This is a genomic window from Chryseobacterium antibioticum (assembly GCF_012927325.1).
Taxonomy (GTDB): domain Bacteria; phylum Bacteroidota; class Bacteroidia; order Flavobacteriales; family Weeksellaceae; genus Chryseobacterium; species Chryseobacterium antibioticum.
Genome location: NZ_JABBGI010000009.1, coordinates 12,999 through 33,017 on the forward strand (window position 1 = coordinate 12,999; position 20,019 = coordinate 33,017).

Genomic DNA, 20,019 nt, shown 5'->3' on the forward strand with positions numbered 1-20,019 from the left:
ATGAAGTTCCAAAACACACTAGAAACCATCGGAAATACCCCGGTCGTAAAAATTAATAAACTCTTCGGTACAGAAAATGAAATCTGGATCAAACTTGAGAAAGCCAATCCCGGGGGAAGCATCAAAGACAGAATTGCTTTAAGCATGATTGAAGATGCTGAAGGTAAAGGATTATTGAACAAAGACAGCGTTATTATAGAACCTACCAGCGGAAATACAGGTATTGGACTTGCTCTGGTAGCGGCTGTAAAAAACTATAAGCTGATTCTCGTGATGCCGGAAAGTATGAGTTTGGAACGCCGGAAAATTATGGAATCTTATGGAGCAGAATTCGTCCTCACCCCAAGGGAAAAAGGAATGAAAGGAGCGATTGAAAAAGCAGAGGAACTGGCGAAAGAAACCCCCAATTCATGGATTCCTAGACAGTTTGACAATCCCGCGAATGTGAAAGTGCACATTGAAACCACCGCTCAGGAAATCCTGAAAGACTTTCCCGAAGGATTAGACTACCTGATTACAGGGGTAGGAACCGGAGGTCATATCACAGGAATTGCACAGGTGCTGAAACAGAAATTTCCCAATATCAAAGTGATTGCGGTAGAGCCAGAATTATCTCCCGTACTGAGTGGCGGATCTCCAGCTCCGCATCCTCTGCAGGGTCTGGGAGCCGGATTTGTCCCTTCGATACTTGATACCGGAATCCTTGATGAAATTGTACAGATCAATAAAGAAGAAGCTTATGAATTGACTAAGGAAGCCGCAAAAAAAGAAGGGCTTTTCGTAGGAATTTCTACCGGAGCGGCTTTGGCTGCAGTCGCTAAAAAACTTCCTGAAATTCCCGCCGGATCTACCATTCTGACTATAAATTACGACACAGGCGAAAGATACCTGTCCATCGAAGGACTGTTCTAGAGACCACTAATAAGAAGATTTAAAATGAAAGAATTAAATAATACACCAAAGGTTTACCTTGTCGGTGCAGGACCTGGCGACCCTGATCTGATCACTGTAAAAGCTGTAAAAGCCATTGCCGCTGCCGATATCATCTTATGTGATCGTCTCGTAAGTCATGAAATAATAGACCGTTACGCGAATAAAAAGACCGAAATCATATATGTAGGAAAAGAATGCAGTAAAAATGCCTCTACGCCTCAGGCTCACATCAATACCCTGATTGTAGATTACGCTTCTCAGGGAAAAACAGTGGTAAGACTTAAAGGTGGAGATATCTCCTTTTTTTCCAATGTCTTAGACGAATTGAAAGCATTGAAAGAGCATCATATAGCATTCGAAATCATCCCTGGAATTACAGCGGCCTCAGGAGCGGCGGCGTATGCGGGAATACCTCTAACAGCCAGAGGATATGCTACCTCCGTACGTTTTCTGACCTATTATAAAAAGGAAATTCTTAGTGATGCCTATTGGAAAGAGCTTGGAACATCCGATGACACCCTTGTTTTTTATATGTCTAAAGGAAACCTCAATGGTCTGGTAGAGAAATTTTTAGCATTGGGTACATCTGACGATAAAAAAATTGCGGTTATAGAGCAGGCGACAACGCCTTATCAGAAAGTGTACACGTCTTCTTTGGAAGATTTCCATCGAGACCTTGGAGACAAAGACTTTGTATCTCCGTCACTAGTGGTGATAGGAAAAGTAGTTAACCTGCACGATGAGTTTTCCTGGTTGGAAACACCTACACAGGAAGGGATTTATTTCAAATCTGTAACGAACGGAACCTTAGTCTCCAACCCTCAAAATATATTAGAATATGCTGTCTGAAACTAAATTAAAAGCTCTCAAAGAAATATCAGGTGGTTTTTCAAGAGATGAAGCCGTCTGGGCCAGTGGCTTTCTGGCGGGTCTTGCAGAGCACTCTTCTTCGGCAGAGGCTTTTCCCCCGGAAATCACTACCGAAAGTATTTCTCCAAAGAAAATGACTCTGGCCTATGGTACCGAAACTGGAAACAGTAAGAAACTCGCGGTAGAACTTGCCGGAATCATCAAGAAAAAAGGAGTGCAGGTAAAACTGGCAGATCTTTCCCAATACAAACCAAAAGATCTGGCTAAAGAAGATTTGTTCTTCATCATTATCAGCACTCAGGGAGAAGGAGATCCACCCATTCTTGCGAAGAAATTTTATGATCATATTCACGAAAATGATTTGAACATCAATCATTTGAAATTTGGAGTTCTTGCTCTCGGAGACAGCAGCTATCCCTTATTCTGCAAAACAGGGGAAGACATCGATTTCCGTTTTGAAGTGCTTGGTGCACAACGAATCCTTCCTCTGAAAAAATGTGATATCGATTATGAACAGGAAGCTCACACCTGGGCAGAACATATCCTGGATGTCGTTAATAAAACAAAAGAAAGCAGCCAGAAAAGTACGGCATCTCCAAAAATATCGACAGGAAGAAAAAAATACCAGGGAAAGATTTCAACAATCATCAATCTCAACGATATAGGTTCCGACAAAGAAACATACCACATAGAAATAGAAACGGAAGAACCCCTTGTTTACAATCCGGGTGATGCATTGGGCGTTATAGCCTTCAATTCAAAAGATGACGTGGAGGAAATAATTAATTTGACAGGAATTGACCCTGAAAAGCAGATTAAAACTCCAAAAATTACGGCCAGCGCAGAAGAATTGCTATATAAACATCTTAATATCAGTTATCTGCTTAAAACAACAGTTATTCAGTATGCAGAAATTACAGGGCATCCTATTCCTGAAGTAAGATTAAGCCTTCTGGATTTGCTGAGAATCTATCCGGTAAAAAATGCTGATGAATTTGAACAGGTTATTACCGTTTTAACAGGCCAGTCGCCACGTTTATACTCTGTTTCTTCATCCCTGGAAGCTCACGGCGATACCGAAATTCATATCACAGTGACCAAATCTGAGTTTTTCATTCATGATAAAAAACAAAACGGATTGTGCAGCGGTTTCCTGGCTGAATTTAAGGAAGGAGAAACCATTGAATTTTATATTCAGGAAGCTAAACATTTCAGACTTCCCAAGCCGGATAAAGATATCATTATGATTGGTCCCGGAACGGGTATTGCGCCTTTCAGGTCTTTTCTTTACGAACGGGATGCTGTAGGAGCAGAGGGAAGAAACTGGCTCTTTTTCGGAGACCGGACTTTTGTTTCAGATTTCCTTTATCAGGCCGAACTTCAGGATTTTCTGAAAACAGGGACTTTGACCCATCTGGATCTTGCCTTTTCCAGAGATACCGAGGAAAAAATATATGTACAGCACAGACTGGAGCAAAAAGCCCAGGAAGTATATCACTGGCTGGAAAGCGGAGCATCACTTTACGTTTGCGGAGCCAGAGAACCCATGAGTAAAGATGTGGAGAAAACTATTCTGAACATTATTCAGGATAAAGGAAAACATAGCTTGGAGGAAGCTCAGGGATATCTCGAAGAACTGGAGCTCAGTGGCAGATACGTAAAAGATGTGTATTAAATTGTAAATGAAGAATATGACAGATAAGAATAACCTTTCGCCAGTAGAAAGAATAAAAACAAATAGTAATGGACTTCGGGGAACTTTAAAAGAAAGCCTTTTAGACGACTTTACCGGAGCCATTAGAGAAGATGACCAAACCCTCATCAAGTTCCATGGAATGTACCAGCAGGACGACAGGGACAGACGGGAAGAAAGAGTGTCCAAAAAACTGGAATGGCTGTATTCGTATATGATCCGGTTGAGACTTCCGGGAGGATTTTTAACTTCTGAACAATGGGCGGGGCTTCATGAAATTGCAGAAAACCACTCTACGGGAGTGATCAAAATTACCACCCGACAGACCATTCAGCTGCATGGAATTTTGAAATCTCATGTGAAACCTACCATCCGGGACTTCAATCTTCAGCACCTGGATTCAATTGCGGCATGTGGTGATGTGAACAGAAATGTAACCTGTACCTCAAACCCTTCCGAATCACCATTGCATCAGGAGATCTATGAATTAGCAGGAAAGATCAGTGAAATGTGTCTTCCGAAAACAAAATCTTATTATGATCTGTGGATCGATGATGAATTGGCTATTGACAGAAAAACAGAAGAAGATCCTCTGTATCAGGACCGATATCTCCCAAGAAAACTGAAAATTGGAATTGCCATTCCTCCCAATAATGATGTAGATGTTTTTATTAATGATATTGCTCTGATTGCCATTATTGAAAATGACAAAATCGTCGGTTATAATATCGCGGTAGGAGGAGGACTTGGTGCCACCCACGGAAATGATGCCACCTATGCGCGTCTGGCATCTCTTTTAGGTTTCGTAGACACAGAAGAAAAAGTGCTGAAAGCGGTGTATGAAATTATTACGGTACAGCGTGATTTTGGAAACAGAAGCGACAGAAAATTGTCAAGATTAAAATACACAATCGATAAGCTCGGCATCGAAGGATACAGAAGTGAAGTTGAAAAAAGATGTGGCTTTACCTTTGAACCTGCCCGGGAATTTAAGTTTGAACAGAGAAAAGACCGCTACGGCTGGGTGCAGAATCATGAAGGGAAGTGGTTTTATACAGTTTTTGTAGAGCATGGAAGAATCCTTGATATAGACGGCTATCCTTTAAAATCTGGATTGTTAAAAATAGCAGAAACGGGAAACGTGAATTTCCGGTTCACCTGCAATCAGAATCTTATTCTTTCCGATATTCTGGAAAAAGATAAAGCTGAAATTGAGAATCTCCTTAAAGAGCATGGAATTTCAACATATACGGATGAGGTCAGCGCACTGCGTAAAAACTCTGTGGCCTGTGTCGCATTAAATACATGTTCACTGGCTTTAGCAGAAGGCCAGCGCTATTTACCTGTTTTAGTCACGAAAATAGAACCTGTGCTGGAAAAATACGGACTTCAGAACGAAGATATTACCATCAGAATGACCGGCTGCCCGAACGGCTGCGGAAGATCACCGAATGCGGAGATCGGTCTGGTAGGAACTGCTTACGGGAAATACAACCTTCATATCGGAGGTGACAGACTGGGAATGCGCCTCAATACAAAATTTAAGGAAAATATTGGAGAAGAAGAAATCCTCGAAACCCTGGATGAACTTTTTGGAATCTATTCGGAAGGCAGGCATTCAGAAGAAACCTTCGGTGATTTCTCCTATCGATATCTACAAACCATAAAATAAAGATCATGATCAATTCTCTTTACCGAAACAAAAAAGCTGCTCAATTTTTAGGAATGCGAATGTGTATGTGCTGTTCATTAGTTGACGACGCATAAATCATTTTTTAATCCTAAAATTTTAATCAAGTGAAATCCATACACCAAACCTATTTTAAGCAAAGAATATATTTTATAGTATTTACTCTTTTCTTCACTGGCCTTGTACAGGCACAACAGCTTATTGAAGTAAGCGGAATCATTAAACATACCGATACGCATAAAGGAATTGCCGGAGTTCATATTCAGGTAGAGCATACCCAGGATGCCGCAATAACCGATCAGGACGGAAATTTTAACTTGAGAACAAGGGTGAAAATACCCTTCAGAATTGTGATTGCTAAAGAAGGTTTTGCCAGTCAGACTGCTGAAATATTATCGCTGTCTAGTAAAATCGCAGTGGAATTAAATCCTCAGAACACGATCATCAATGAAGTCGTAATTTCAGCTTCCCGTGTACCTGAAAAAATAATGAAATCTCCCATCGCGATTGAAAAAATTGACATTAAAACCATCCGGGAAAGTCCTGCTGCCTCGTTCTATGAAACATTGGAAAATGTAAAAGGGCTACAGCTATTAACTTCAAGTCTTACTTTAAAAGTTCCCAATTCCAGAGGATTCAATTCTCCGAATAACTTCCGCTTCATGCAGCTGGTAGACGGTGTAGATGTACAGTCCGCCACGCTTGGCGTTCCATTGGGAAATGCCATAGGTCCAACAGAACTGGACATCCAATCCATGGAAATTACGCCCGGAGCAGCTTCCGCGCTGTATGGAATGAATGCTGTTAACGGATTGGCGAGCTTACAGACCAAAGATCCGTTTACTTCGGAAGGAGTCAGCCTTTATTTCAGAGGTGGAGTGAATCATGTGGATCATATCAACCACAAAACAGCTGCTCTGGGAGAAAGTGCAGTCAGAATTGCAAAAGTCCTCAGTAAAAACTTTGCCGTAAAGATCAATGCTTCCTATTTCAGCGGAGTCGACTGGATCTCTGACAACCGTACAGATCAGAATCTCAATTCACTGATCACCGCCAATCCCAACTTTTCTCTGACTAATAACCCGGCCGAAGATCTCTGGAACAAATATGGAGATGAAAGAAACAACCGGACATCGGTAAAAGTAAATTATAACGGAAAGCCAGCCACTTTTAATGTGTCAAGGACTGGATATTATGAGAAAGATTTGATAAGCCCCGAAGTGAAGAATGTAAAATTCGATGCTGGATTGTACTATCGTTTTGGAGATCAGTGGAGAACTTCTTATGTATACCGTTACGGATTACTGGATGGCACTTTTCAGAGAGGAAACAAGATCCGTCTTCAGAATGCAACGGTTCAAAATCATAAGGTGGAACTTACAGGTAAAGAATTGACATTCAGAGCCTATATGTCCATAGAGAATACAGGAGACTCTTATAATCTCAAGCCTTTAGCTGATAATCTGGATCTTACGAACCTTTCCAATACCAACTGGAAAAATATCTTTCAGACGACTTTGCAGGACAGGCTTAATTCAGGAGTGAATCTGAATGACGCTTTTATTCTGGCCCGCCAGGAAGCAGATAAAAACAGGGTACTTCCGGGGACACCTGCTTTTGAACAACTAAAAAATACAATTATCGGGATTAATAACTGGGATTCTGCCAACTCCGGAATTGCTGGAGCACCTGCCACTGGTGGAGCAAAGCTTGAACAGAAGTCCCGTTTTTATCAGACAGAAATGACTTATGACCTGACGAGATTGGTAAAGGTTTTTAATCTTCTTGTCGGGGCAGATTACCGCCTTTACAGCATCACCCCTGACGGAAATAATTTTGTTGATTTTGCACGACCGGTCAGCGAGAGAAATATTCCTTTATCAGATGGGACTTTCGGTAATAATGTCATTTATCAGAAATACGGTGCTTTTGCCCAGCTTACCAAGCTTTTTTTCCAGGATAAATTAAAGGTGAATCTGGCTCTTCGCGCAGACAGAAACCCTGAGTTTGACACTAAATTAAATCCAAGAGTAAGCGTTGTCTATTCTCCTGTGAACCAGCATAATTTCCGGGTCTCTTTTCAAAATGGATACCGTTTTCCTTCTTTATTTGAAGCCCTTTCATTCGTTAACAACGGAAATGTACGAAGAGTGGGAGGCTTGTCGAAAGCCAATGAAGGATTGGGCTATCTCGAAAATTCATATACGCTGGCTTCTATTGATCAATTTACTTCTGCTGTCAATAAAGACGTAGATGGAGGACTCAATCAGAACCAGGCAGCCTTGAAAAACAGAAATCTTTTGACCGCTGCCAATCTGCCGAAATTGCAGCCTGAAAAGGTAACCTCTTTTGAAATAGGTTATAAATCAGCCTTATTCAACAGCAGACTGGTTATCGACTGGGATTTTTATTACAATGTTTATGAAGGATTTCTCGGGCAGGTAGAAGTGGCGGTGCCAAAAAATGAAAATATCGGAAGTGATAATGCCGTTTTAGCAATGCTAGACCGAAGTAAGCAGGACCGATACAGAGTGTATACCAATAGCAACAGTAAATACAAGAGTCTGGGGACATCTCTGGGAATTCGCTATAATCTGGTGAAAAATTATAATGTAAATGTCAACGTTTCATATAATGATCTGGTTTCAACCAATACTTCGGATCTCTTCATTACCGCTTTCAATACCCCTAAATGGGCAGTGAATTTAAGTATAGGAAACCGGGAGATTATTAAAAATATTGGATTTACGGTTGCGGCGAGATGGCAGGACAGTTTCTTATGGGAAAGTCCATTAGCCTCCGGCAATATTCCGGCCTATTATACCATTGATGCACAGGCAACATGGAGAATTCCGGACATTAAGGCAAGTGTGAAAATCGGAGCAACGAATCTGCTTAACCGCCGATATTTTCAGTATGCAGCAGGACCTGAAGTCGGAGGACTGTATTATGTAGCATTCACCTATGATCTAAAACTTTAAATACGATGAGTAACTCCTTATATCCCATATTCTTAAAGCTTGAAAAGTTGTCATTGCTCATCATTGGCGGGGGCAATATTGCTTTGGAAAAACTGGAATCTGTTCTGGCTAATTCTCCTGAAGCCCGTATTAAGCTGGTGGCTAAAGAAATCTGTGATCAGGTTAAAGAACTACAACAAAATTATCCCAATCTTACCCTTCATGAAAGGTCTTATACTGATAATGATTTTAACAGTGCTGATCTTGCGATTGTGGCCGTTAATGATATTTCTTTAGCAGAGCGGATCCGCAATAGGGCCCATCAGCATAATATACTGGTCAATATCGCTGATAAACCGGGTTTGTGTGACTTTTATTTAGGTTCCATTGTCCGGAAAGGAAATCTTAAAATTGCGGTTTCAACCAATGGAAAATCTCCGACAGTGGCCAAAAGGTTACGTGAGATCTTAACGGAAACCATTCCTGACGAGGATATGGACGGGCTTCTGGATAATATGCAGAACATCCGGAATCAGTTAAAAGGTGATTTTACCTATAAAGTAAAAGAGCTGAACAGGCTGACAACGAATTATCTGGGTGAAAAGAACAGTCAGCCAGCTGAAACAAAACTGGAGATGGAAAAACTGATGAATATTACCAAAACAGTGCAGAGAAGAGCGAATATTTATCTGGGAATCATAGGCGTTCTGATCCTTGTCGGAGTCTTGGCGCTCATCATTTATCAGTTCAATCTGTCCGGAGATATTCAATATTTTCTAAGTAAAGACGGGTATATTTTTTACTGGATGCTGCTGGCAGGCTTTCTGGCGGAGATTGTAGCCGGATCTATGGGTATGGGATATGGCGTGATCTGTACAACCATCCTTTTGCTTCTGAACGTTCCACCTCCGGTGGTGAGTGCAAGTATTCATTCGGCAGAATCGTTTACTTCTGCAGCGGGAAGCATCAGTCACTATAAATTAGGGAATGTCAACAAAAAAATGGTCTGGGTTTTATTTCCTGTGGCGGCTGTAGGTGCTTTTATCGGAGCTTTTGCGCTGTCTCATTTCGGAGAGGAGTATGCTCATATTGTAAAGCCGGTAATAGCCTGTTATACCTTGTATTTGGGAATCAATATTCTTAGAAATGCTTTTAAAGGAAAAGATAAAAAATCAGGAAGTAGCAGACAGAAAAAAAGAACCAATCTCAGAGTATTGGGATTGGTTGGTGGATTTATTGATTCTTTCGCGGGAGGAGGATGGGGCCCATTGGTTACCGGAACATTGATTAAAGAAGGGAGAACACCCCGGTATGTAGTGGGGAGCTCAACGATGGCTAAATTTTTACTAACGGTTGTGAGTGCTGTAACCTTTATTTTCACCATTGGAATTCACCACTGGAACATTGTCCTGGGACTTCTTCTGGGAGGTGTTTTTACAGCTCCTTTTTCAGCGATGTTTGCCTCACGCCTTCCTGCCAAAAAAATGTTTGCGGTAGTGGGCGTGGTGGTGATTGTGATGAGCCTTATTACGATTGTAAAATCATTACTATGAAATGCTTAAGCGGGATTTATTTGGTGTTTAATCAGACAAGCTATGACTTTGGGTATGCATCGTTAAACAGGCTTGTAAACATGTATTGAAATGATCTGTAAAATCCTGAGCAATTTGTTCCATCATCTGTTCGCTAATTTTGGACGTATTAAACCTCCAGTTAATATAGACCAGGCCATTGGATTTTGAAAGGAAAAATAAAGGTTCCAATTCAAGAAAGATTAAATCAATAGGTTCAAACTTTTTCAGTTTCTCTTCCTCACAATTGAAGTGCTCTACGATTGATAAATTGATGAACGATTTGCATATCCTTCTGAAAAATTTTTTTTCATCCCAATTCAATAAAGCATAATTAAAAACGAGATGTTTGGATACGGTCATAAAGGAATTTGCTGCAGCCAATATATTTTCATAATCTAAAATTTTATCTTCAGCCGGATAGAAACATTCCCCAGAATATTCTCCAATGCTGTTCATTGAAAATACATCATTTTTACCGGACACAAGAAGGCCAATTAAAGATTTTCCCTGATGGGTGTAGGCTGTTTTAGAGAAAGCGATCATAAAGACACTTATCCAGCTTATCTTTATTTTCTGCATGGAAGACTGTATTTCTTCAAAGTTTTCTATGAAGAAACGATCATGATAAGATTTCCCCTGTCTGGAGTATTCATCGGTAGGTGTGTAATAAAATGATTGTACTAATGAGGCTATTTTCTCGCCATAGCTTTTGGAATTAAAATCCGTAAAGTCTATAGGAGAGATGATGGACTCATCATATTCTGAAAGAACATTTTTCCAGTATTTGTAATTGTCTTCCAGTGATTTAAATAGTTTATTATTCCTTTTTACAGAATATTCTCCAAAATTATAGATTTCCGTAACTTCTGCTCCATTATAGAAACCAATAAAGTCATTTTTTATTTTCTGCAGGCCATTCGCATCACAAAGCATGTGATGGGCAAAGATCTTAAAGATAGTGACATCCTCATTTTTATAGAGATGATAATAAATGAGAGGGACATTGTGAATGTCTAAAGATTGATTCATGATTCTTATCGGATGAAAGTAATCATTAGGATTCTTAACGCTATTATTTTCCGGAATTTCTTTAAAATAGCCGTCCAGATCTTTTGCTTCATCCTGAAAATAAAGCAGATCATCCTTCAATATAAACTGACAGTTTAATAAACTGTATTTTTTATGAAGTTGAGTGATAGCGTTATTTATTTTATTGAGATCTATTTTTCTAAAATAAACATCAACTTCTAAAAAAATGTTTCCTTGTGCTCTGTAACGATAAAAATCTTTTATCTGTCGAATAAAAGGATAATGATAAGTTGATTCCATTTCGTTAATTAATTATAGGGGTTATAAGAAAAAAGGATAAAAATCTTTTTAAGATATACTCATAGAAACCTTCCCAATATTCTTGGTGTTCGATGCCATTTTTTTTAATACTTTTTTCTATTAAATCAGAACCGGAAAACTCTGCGGGCAATGCATGAAACTGGGTAAAAAATCTTCTTTCATACGTAAGATAAAGCGGAAGAATCTTAGGTTCTGCAAAAGCAATAAATTTGGGGATTAGAGCGATAGATTTTTCAGTCCTCTCACTGTTGTAAGTATATTCACTGTTGAAGACAACGATAAAAGGATTACGCTGAAACTTTACATTCAAAAAATCTTTTTTAGACAGATGGAGAATACGATTGGCTTCTGAAAGATGATCTTTCTCAAATAACATAAGCTGATCACTTGTAAGAGGTTTCATATGAGTCCTGATTTCATCTTCCATTTTCATGATCTCTTTTTCTATTGCGGAAAGAGAGATGTTATTTTTAGTCCAGGCGGTAGTTATTTCATTACACAGTAATTTCATACGCGTTATATTTTTTGATTATTTTATCATAATACTCAGGGAATTCTTGCCACAACGTTTCGGCTACAAGACACATATTATGAGCTTCTTTTTTATGATCTCCTATCAGGTGAATGAATAATACGTTTTGTTTGTCATGAAAATCGAGCAGACTATTAAAGTTATCCAAAGGAGTGTCCGATATGGGGAGTAAAGTTTTCACATCAATCCCTTTTTTATAAGCAAGACATGAAAACAGGTATTGTTCAAAGATGCATGGGAAACAGATGTTTTCGCCTTTCAGATCATTTAAAAAGTCTAAATTATTATCAACAAACTGAAAGGAAGTCTGGCAGAACTCTTTAAAAAAAGCAATGTCGGTTCCTCCAATAATTCCCGCATTATACTGGGATCCGTCTTTTAACATTTCCGAATCTGTATTAAGTACTTCCGGAAAAAAAGACAGCTGCTTTTTAAGTTTTCTGAGATTATATTGATGATGTCCGTTATTGCGTTCAAAAGACTGAGCGACGATAGGAGCATCATGGAAATCATCAAGAGGCTTACAGATAAAAGCGTCATTATCTACATGAAAAAAAGGTTCATTCTGTAAGGAATAGGTGTAAATTTTCCCGAGTGCCCAAAGATGATTGTATTCTCCGTATTTGTCGGTAAGATCATCCAGGCATACATGAACTTTTGTGTAAGGTAATTCCAGCAGATCGATAAGTAATTCTTTTCCAACTTTATCTGTGTATAGTTCTACGTTATCATAGTGTTTTTTTGCTCTTAAAACGCTAAGGGCAAAGGTCATATACTTATTAAGGTTGAGTTTAATAAATTCTCTCTGATTTCTGGTAGACAGATCAGGATGTGACCAGTAGCTTTGTATTATTTTCATGGGTTATTTTTTCAAAATCTATTATTTCATCACAAAACTCATTCAGATTATTTCTGTGTGAAATAATCAGGATGATAGCATGAGGTAATTTTTCTCTTATACTTTGAATGATGCTGTATTCCAGTTTGATATCCAAAGATGCCGTAGCTTCGTCAAAAATGATGATATCCGGTTGCTTATGAAAAGCCCTTGCTATGGCAATTCTTTGCTTTTCCCCGTCAGACAGCATACTGCCGCTAAAAGTGATGGTTGTATGCTCTTTATCGTGTAATTTATTCACAACTTCCGCCAGACAACTCATGCGGAGTATTTCTTCCAATTCAATATTCTCTTTTTTTTCGGAACCATAGCGGATATTATTGCTTATCGTATCATGAAAAAGCTGATTTTCTTTTTCGATCAGAGCCGCCAAGGAATAGAGGTTTTTAACCTTTTCGAGTGGAATATTATTGATAAATATTTGTCCTGAATCACTTTTTACAAATTTCATAATGAGATTGGCCATGGTGCTTTTCCCAATTCCGCTTCTCCCTTTTATTCCATAGGTTTTCCCTTTTCTGAAGGTATAATTGAAGTTGTGGAGTATCACTTTATCATTATATTTTACGTCTATATCTTTTAATACAATAGAATGTACTTCCTCTACTTCTTCTCCGGAAGAGTCGTTTTCGTGGTTGGTATCAATATTATCGTAAATCCTCTTCATAGAAACTTTAGACTGGAAAAATTCGTTAACTCCCACGGCAAGAGCAATAATAGGGGCATATATTCTGTTTAAATATTGAATAAAAGCAATCAGCGTTCCTATGGTTAATACCTTTGAATAGATCAGCTTTCCTCCGTATAGCAGCACAATTAGAGGGCCTATCGCGATAAGGAAAGTTGTAATATTTGAACTGATTCCGTTCCAATAGGTGTTTTTGACAGCGTGTTCTCTCCACTGATCATGATAGGTGTTCAGAGTCTGAATCTCATTGAGGAAAACATTATTGCTTTTTAATACTCTGATGTTTCTTATTCTTTCTAAGAAGTAATTGTAAATATTTCCTTCAATATCTACTAACTGCAGATAGCTTTCTTTTATTTTCCCTTTTAATACGAAGGTATTGATGATAACCAATGGAAAAATGACCAAACTGATCAGCGTAAGGCCTACGTTAAAATAAAACATGACGCTTATGACTCCAACGACGACCATGACATTATTAATATAATTCAACAATGTTGAAGAGAAAAAGTTCTGCACTTTGTCTACATCATTCGTCAGAAAATAAATAAGCTCTCCGGTCTTGCTTTCCTTAAAAAAAGAGGTCTCTTTATGGAGCAGATTTTTGTACAGGATTCTTCTTATATCCGCCACAATTCTCCGGCTTACATTCACGTATAAAATGCCGGAATAAAAAGCAAGCCCTATTCTTATGATATAACAGGCCAAAAGCACGAGAATAATTTGAACCAAATCATTATAAGTTCCATGGGGTATCGTTTTATCGATGATTATTTTCAATGCATAAGGCGTCACTAATGATAAGGCATTAGTAATGGTGAATAATATGATCAGCAAAAGATATTGGCTGGTATATTTTTTAACGATATGGTAATAAAATTTAAACATTTAGGATAGAAGAATTTCGTCAATTTTATCTCGTAACACTGCATAAGGGATTTTTTTGGTCGGGACCGATACCTCATCAAAGTTTTTGATATTCAGAAGATCTTTTTTTTCTGCTAATAAGTATGTATCATTCGTATAAATATAGGAGAGGCAGTCTACATCCTTAAAATTCCACCATTTTAAAGGATGATAATTATCCGTATAGGTTTGTTTGCCGGTATACACAATACATTTTTTCTTGTCCTTTCCTAAAATATGATGAAGATAATAGTTGATTCCGTTGAATAAGTGTGCAAGACCGGTACAGGGAGACAATAACCCATGAACATGATCTGAAGCCATGAGGGCCATTTCTTTTCTTAATTCCAGCTTTCCTGGAAAAATAATATGGTTATACGTGCTGATATTCAAAAAGCTTTTAAGAGTTTCCTGCACCGTAAGATCATGACCAAACATCAGAATTTTGTATTTTTTTTCTTCAATAAGCCATTGGATAATGTTCAGTAATGCAGTAGCATCAATGATTTTTTCAGACTGCGAGGCGGCGTTATTGAGCGCAAATATTTGATCTTTTTTTTCTACTCCGTGTAATTCCAGCCACTGATTTGCAAAATCAATCTCATCATTTTTTATCTCAATATTATTATAGTATTTTTTGTTGTACTGTAGCTGATCCTTAATATCTGAAAATGGAAATTGTTTAGCAAAAGAGATGCTTTGTACTTTTTTTATCTTTTCACTATCTAAAGGGAAGGTATAGGTTACCATATTACCTTTTTTATTTTCTGTCAGGGTTTTTACATCGAGGAAAAGTAAATATTCAACCACCACCAGATCATAGGATTCAAAATTGATATTTTTAATCGAAGAATTATAAAGTGTTACGTTTTCAGGAAATGAAGAATTAAATATTCTTTTGATATCCAAATAATTTCGCACACTGGTTATATAGAGGTCCATGTTTTTTGGAAGAGAATTTATTTGGTTGACAATGTGAAGTTTCTGATTCAGGTCATAATACCAAAAACAACTGTCTCCAATGAAAAACCTTTGATTAAAATCACAAACAATACAGATTTTAGAAATCTTTTCTTTTTCTAATACCATTTCAATGGGTTCTGTGTGTAATGGAATACCGATGGTCTCTACCAGATTTTTAACCAGATCATTAATCACTTTCAGATCAAAAGAAATCTTATTTTCCTTTATATAAAGAGAAATGCTGGGAAATAATAAATTTGGATTTGATTTGTTATTAAAAAAATAAAAGGAAGTGATGGATTCTCTTTTATTGCTTAATGAAACAAAGTCTGCCTCTAATTTATAATGAGCTATTGTAACATCATACTGATCCAGTAAAGTCTGATCAAAATAGCTTTTTTGCGATATATTTTCCGTTTCAATAGATTCAATTTTAGAAACGAGGGTAGAAAATACCTTATTGTCGCGATCAATCAGAGTTATATGATCTTGCTTAAAAATATGTAATACTGCAATGAACTGACGTATAACATCAAGATCCCAGCTGCCTTCTTTGAAAAGGCAGTGGAAATCCATGAGTATTAATATATCTCTTTTCAAAATAATTCAGGGGTTTTAATTGGTTTTGATCAAAACAGATCCTGTGCCTCCTTTAGAACTGATCTGGACCAAAAAACTTCCGCTATAGTCTAATGAAATTTCTTTTTTTGAGGTTCCGCTTAGCTCAGTGGTTTGCAAAAGCTGTTTGTTTTTGTTATAGAAATCCAGTTTTACAATTTCACTATTCAGCTTATATTCTATGACGAATTTTTTTGTCTGAGATTTGCAGGGTACTTCAAACTCCTGAGTTTTGCGGAGCTTCACAAATTTCATTCTTAAACCACAGTCTGTGATTTCGTTTTCCCATTGATTTTGGTGATCAATGAATGATGTACTGAAAAAGCACATGAATAATAGAGGAATTATTACGGTCAGATTTCTCATTTATTTAATCTTTTTTGTTGTTCTTCGTTCGTATTGTCAAATTGTTCTCTTTGTGTATTTTTTTTGCCATAGTTAAAATTATAGGTCATACTGAGAGAATAAAATGTAGTGGGCAGCCTGTTGATGATGTTTCTTGTAAAATCGCTCTCCGAAATATTAATTTTGATTTTTCTTAAACGAAAGGGGTCTGAAGCATCAAAACTTAAAGAAAAAGAATCATTAAAAAATGACTTTCTCAAAGTGAAATTCAAACTTTGCTGGCTTTCCAGGAAATATTTATTCCAGAGTGATTTGCCTTTATAATCATAATTGATATCCAAATAATATTTCGAAGGAAGGGTAAGCTTTGCCGATAAAGAATAATAGGGTGACAATAAAGTTATCTTTTCATTATTGGTCATCAGCTCCTTATAGCTGTTGCTTGTGAAAATATTAAGTTTAAACCATTTTGTAATATCTATGGGAATGTATACGTTCCAGTAGACTTCCTTTTCTTTATTTAGGTTCGCATAGGTTTTATATGTAATGTTTTCTATCGGATCTAAATAATATATTTCATTAATTACTCCTTTTGTAGTACTGTATCCCAAATCAAAAGAATATTTGTTATTCAGAAGGTAAGAGATCTTATAATTGTTTTTGAAGAAAGGCATTAATGATGGGTTTCCCACATTGATAAACCGGGTGTCTTCAATATCTTTAAACGGATTTAATAACTGAAAAGAAGGGCGGGTAATCTTTCTGTTGTATGAAACATTGATGTTTCCATTCTGAAGATTTTTCTGAACAAATACGGATGGGAAAAAATTCCATCGGTCTGCCGCGATCTTATAGTTTGAAAAATAATCTTCCCCATTGTATTTTGTATGTTCCAATCTTCCTCCCGCATTGAATACCAATGTTCCTATTTTACTCTGATAAGATGAATACATTGAAAAAATACTTTCTTTATAGGTGTAATTTGAACTTTGATATCTACTTGAATATTCAATTTCATTTTTACTTGTTGATGAACTGTATTTTGTTCCTAACTGTATTTTATTATTTTCGTTGAATACATAGCTGAGATCCGCATAGGCTATGTGAAGATCTATATCTACAGGGTTATTGATATTAAGGAAATCCGAAGGTCTTCTTTCCGTATTACCATTTGTAAAATAAGAAGACTTGATAGCCGAAGAGTATATATTAAAATAACCAATATAGTTATACCCGGCTTCCAGCTTACTTCCCAACGTATCGAGTTTATATTTATAACTTACATTGAGTAAGTGATTTTTTAAATTGATTTTTTTATCATTTTCTATATAATCGAGAGAATCCAGCGAGTTACGGATATACGCCAGATCAGTTTTTCCTGATGAGTTTGTTTTGTTGATCGAGTAAGTGTAATCTGCTGCCAAAACCTGATGTGATGACAGTTCATAATCTATTCCGAATTTAAAGTCATTATAAGTAGGTGATTCTACATATTTCTCTTTCTGAATAGTTGATAATCCGGAACTTAAGTAGCGCTGGGTTTCATCATTGTCGGAATAACTTTTACCAAAATAATTATTGTGACTAATAAAATAGTTCACCTTATTCGTCTTATAATTAAGACCAAATCCTGAAGAAAGACTCGTATATCTATGTTGTTGCGTATTTTGATAGACATATCCACTTAGTCCGTAATTGTAATTTTTTTTAAGAATAATATTAACGACTGCATTTTTTTCATCACCTTCAAATTCAGCTCCTGTTTCCGAAATAAATTCAATTTTCTCAATGGATGCCGAAGAAACGGTTTTCAGATAGTTCTGCAGCTGGGCTCCGGACATCCTTACTTTTGTTCCATTGATGTAGACTGATACGCCTTGCTGCCCACGGTACTGTATACCATTGGCTATATTGGCGTTTACACCAGGAATCACATTCATTAAGGTGTATCCGTTATCTCCTGATTTATAGATGGAATTTGAGATGTTAATCGTTGTTTTATTGAGTTCTCTTGTGATGAATTTACGCTGAGATTTTATGACAATACCTTCTATAGCAGTTTCCTTCTCAGTACTTACCAAAAAGTCCAGCTGAAGATTTTTTTCCAAAGTTATATTCTTGAACTGCTCCCGTTTGGGGTCCAATATCTGAAGGATATAATTTCCTTGAGGAATATTTTTGAAAATATACCTTCCATCAACTGCTGTTGTAGCATTTGCAATAATTGAAGAATCACTTTTTGCCCTCAGAAAAAGTGGTAAATCTGAGACTTTATTGGATGATCCGTCTGTAACAATCCCTGAAACAGAATATTGGGCATGAAGGGATATTCCTACAAAAAGGAAATAAAAAATGAAGGTTTTAAGCAATTTTTTCATTTACATGATTCGTAACCGCATTGATAACATTTTCAAATGATTCGAAGAAAGAAATGTCTAATTCTTCATCATCAAATTCTATATCAAATTCTTCTTCCAGATATGTTACAAACTGTAATGTAAGCATAGACTCGGAAGGAAGCATCTGAATTTTTTCTTCATCAGTAAGATCATGAAAGAGCTGACTTTCACGGGTAATTGTTCGAAGGATCTCGCTTACTTTTTGTTCTACTGTGTGCCTCATAATTCTAGGTTTTTATAACAATATTTTATAGCTAATGTATATCTGGGTACTTTACAAATTCTTGAAGGAAGGCCGCCTTTGTGCTCTACATCTCCATTGAAAACAATAAATCGTCCCGGTTTAGGAAGAACACAAAATTTTGAATCTCCCTCAGAATAAAAAATAGTTTCCCCTTCATAGTTTTTTTCCCAGTACTCATTGATGTAATAAAGGATCGTGATGTCTCCACGGCCCTGTGGGCAGTCTCTGTGAGGAAACTCAACATCTCCGTAAAGAGACAGGTTGATGTAAGCTCTGAAAACCTTATAATCATGAGAATCTTCAACAAACTGGTTCAGTAGTTCTTTAGATTTTTTTCCAAGGAAAGTGGTGTTTTCAAATTTTTCAGGTTCAAAATTCACAACATATTTTGGAAACTGATCTACCTGAATGCTTTTTTCTGTTCTTGCATAGCTTAAAGAAGATGCAAATTTGTGAAATGAATTCACTTCGTTTTCCGATAATATATCATCAATGATGTATACATTTTTGCTATCTATTATTTCCTGTCGCAGTTTCATAGATTTTTTATTTTTAATTGAGTCATTCCTGTTGCAATAATACTGTTGATAAACTTTTTATTATTGGAATTATCAGATTTTGCGAAATATTGCTTTACATTTTCATAATTGGTTTCATTCATAAAGTTTCCGGTGTAGGCCAGCGATGCTTCCAGATTAATGACAAAATGAAAGGTATCACTCGGAACGTACATCATTTCTCCCGGGTTCTGAACCGTGATAAAAGGCTTTATACTTCCATTCATAAGGGTATCGATCATATCGATACCATACTTTTCTTTATTTTCTTTAATAATAGAGTTATAAGCTTTCGGATAAATAAACCATAGTTTTTTGCCTTTCAGCAGCAGTAGCCAGGAATTGAATTTCCAAATGTCTGTATGGATATTGGTAAAGGTATTTTTGTTACCGTAGTAAAGCCAGACGAGTTCCTTTTTTCCCTTTTCTGTAGGGTAAGACTTATACCAGCATTTAAAAAGGTTCGGATAATCTATTGTAAAGTCGAGATCCCTTATATTCGTTTTAAGATAATATTCAGTAGTTTCTTTCAGAAAATAGTCCTCTAAAGACATTTTCGTTTCTGCTTTTCCTGTAGTGGAATCAAAATTCCATTCTTTGGAATGAAATTTTTCATCTAACTCTCTGAAATTAATGCTTTTATACAGATCATTGAACCTGGATTTTAGTAATACCGGTACCTCAGGATATCCATATTTTATTTTGAATTCGGATTCTGTAAGATCCGATGAGTTATTGATTTCTATGGTTGGAAAAAGGTCTTTTATCTGGTCAAAAAAAATAGTGTAATCCATGGTTT

16 protein-coding genes are annotated in these 20,019 nt (G+C 36.9%); 6 read left to right on the forward strand and 10 right to left on the reverse strand.

Translation table 11 applies throughout. The features are described from left to right. The 6 genes from cysK (at position 1) to HHL23_RS08305 (ending at position 9,699) form a co-directional block, all read left to right on the forward strand. The gene (gene cysK, locus HHL23_RS08280; protein WP_169234341.1) at positions 1-912 is read left to right on the forward strand and encodes a cysteine synthase A; all 912 of its coding nucleotides are present in this window, start codon (positions 1-3) and stop codon (positions 910-912) included. A 24-nt stretch (positions 913-936) separates the two neighbouring features. Further along, positions 937-1,782, forward strand: a complete 846-nt coding sequence (cobA, locus tag HHL23_RS08285; RefSeq protein ID WP_169234342.1) for a uroporphyrinogen-III C-methyltransferase — start codon at positions 937-939, stop codon at positions 1,780-1,782. After that, positions 1,772-3,478 carry a diflavin oxidoreductase gene (locus tag HHL23_RS08290; RefSeq protein WP_169234343.1) on the forward strand — a complete coding sequence of 569 codons (1,707 nt, stop codon included), beginning with the start codon at positions 1,772-1,774 and terminating at the stop codon, positions 3,476-3,478. The genes cobA and HHL23_RS08290 overlap by 11 nt, the downstream gene beginning before the upstream one ends. A 16-nt stretch (positions 3,479-3,494) precedes the next feature. Continuing rightward, on the forward strand, positions 3,495-5,168 hold the full coding sequence (locus tag HHL23_RS08295) for an NADPH-dependent assimilatory sulfite reductase hemoprotein subunit (RefSeq protein ID WP_169234344.1): 1,674 nt from the start codon (positions 3,495-3,497) through the stop codon (positions 5,166-5,168). Positions 5,169-5,293: 125 nt separating this feature from the next. After that, on the forward strand, positions 5,294-8,167 hold the full coding sequence (locus HHL23_RS08300; RefSeq protein WP_169234345.1) for a TonB-dependent receptor: 2,874 nt from the start codon (positions 5,294-5,296) through the stop codon (positions 8,165-8,167). 5 nt (positions 8,168-8,172) lie between these two features. Continuing rightward, complete coding sequence (locus HHL23_RS08305) at positions 8,173-9,699, forward strand: TSUP family transporter (RefSeq protein ID WP_169234346.1); 1,527 nt, start codon at positions 8,173-8,175, stop codon at positions 9,697-9,699. Between the two features lie 27 nt (positions 9,700-9,726). Here the strand turns inward: HHL23_RS08305 and HHL23_RS08310 are convergent, their stop codons facing one another. From HHL23_RS08310 to HHL23_RS08355, 10 genes are read right to left on the reverse strand one after another with little or no spacing between them, the layout of a single operon-like run. After that, positions 9,727-11,049 carry a condensation domain-containing protein gene (locus HHL23_RS08310; protein ID WP_169234347.1) on the reverse strand — a complete coding sequence of 441 codons (1,323 nt, stop codon included), beginning with the start codon at positions 11,047-11,049 and terminating at the stop codon, positions 9,727-9,729. Between the two features lie 4 nt (positions 11,050-11,053). Next, on the reverse strand, positions 11,054-11,581 hold the full coding sequence (locus tag HHL23_RS08315) for a hypothetical protein (RefSeq protein WP_169234348.1): 528 nt from the start codon (positions 11,579-11,581) through the stop codon (positions 11,054-11,056). Beyond that, the gene (locus HHL23_RS08320) at positions 11,565-12,461 is read right to left on the reverse strand and encodes a DUF6734 family protein (RefSeq protein ID WP_169234349.1); all 897 of its coding nucleotides are present in this window, start codon (positions 12,459-12,461) and stop codon (positions 11,565-11,567) included. Before HHL23_RS08320 ends, HHL23_RS08315 begins: the two co-directional genes overlap by 17 nt. Then, a complete protein-coding gene (locus HHL23_RS08325; protein WP_169234350.1) occupies positions 12,427-14,076 on the reverse strand; it encodes an ABC transporter ATP-binding protein in 1,650 nt (549 codons plus the stop codon). Before HHL23_RS08325 ends, HHL23_RS08320 begins: the two co-directional genes overlap by 35 nt. Beyond that, positions 14,077-15,633 (reverse strand): glycosyltransferase family 9 protein, encoded by a 1,557-nt coding sequence (locus tag HHL23_RS08330; RefSeq protein ID WP_169234351.1) that lies wholly within the window; start codon positions 15,631-15,633, stop codon positions 14,077-14,079. It lies immediately after the preceding gene. A gap of 39 nt (positions 15,634-15,672) precedes the next feature. Beyond that, complete coding sequence (locus tag HHL23_RS08335; protein ID WP_169234352.1) at positions 15,673-16,041, reverse strand: hypothetical protein; 369 nt, start codon at positions 16,039-16,041, stop codon at positions 15,673-15,675. Next, positions 16,038-18,398: an outer membrane beta-barrel family protein gene (locus HHL23_RS08340; protein ID WP_169234353.1), complete on the reverse strand. Its 2,361-nt coding sequence runs from the start codon at positions 18,396-18,398 to the stop codon at positions 16,038-16,040. The genes HHL23_RS08335 and HHL23_RS08340 overlap by 4 nt, the downstream gene beginning before the upstream one ends. After that, positions 18,382-18,642 carry an acyl carrier protein gene (locus HHL23_RS08345; RefSeq protein WP_169234354.1) on the reverse strand — a complete coding sequence of 87 codons (261 nt, stop codon included), beginning with the start codon at positions 18,640-18,642 and terminating at the stop codon, positions 18,382-18,384. Before HHL23_RS08345 ends, HHL23_RS08340 begins: the two co-directional genes overlap by 17 nt. Further along, positions 18,639-19,202 carry a FlmC family 2OG-Fe(II) oxygenase gene (locus tag HHL23_RS08350; protein WP_169234355.1) on the reverse strand — a complete coding sequence of 188 codons (564 nt, stop codon included), beginning with the start codon at positions 19,200-19,202 and terminating at the stop codon, positions 18,639-18,641. The genes HHL23_RS08345 and HHL23_RS08350 overlap by 4 nt, the downstream gene beginning before the upstream one ends. Next, complete coding sequence (locus HHL23_RS08355) at positions 19,199-20,014, reverse strand: JmjC domain-containing protein (RefSeq protein ID WP_169234356.1); 816 nt, start codon at positions 20,012-20,014, stop codon at positions 19,199-19,201. The genes HHL23_RS08350 and HHL23_RS08355 overlap by 4 nt, the downstream gene beginning before the upstream one ends. Positions 20,015-20,019 lie beyond the last annotated feature (5 nt).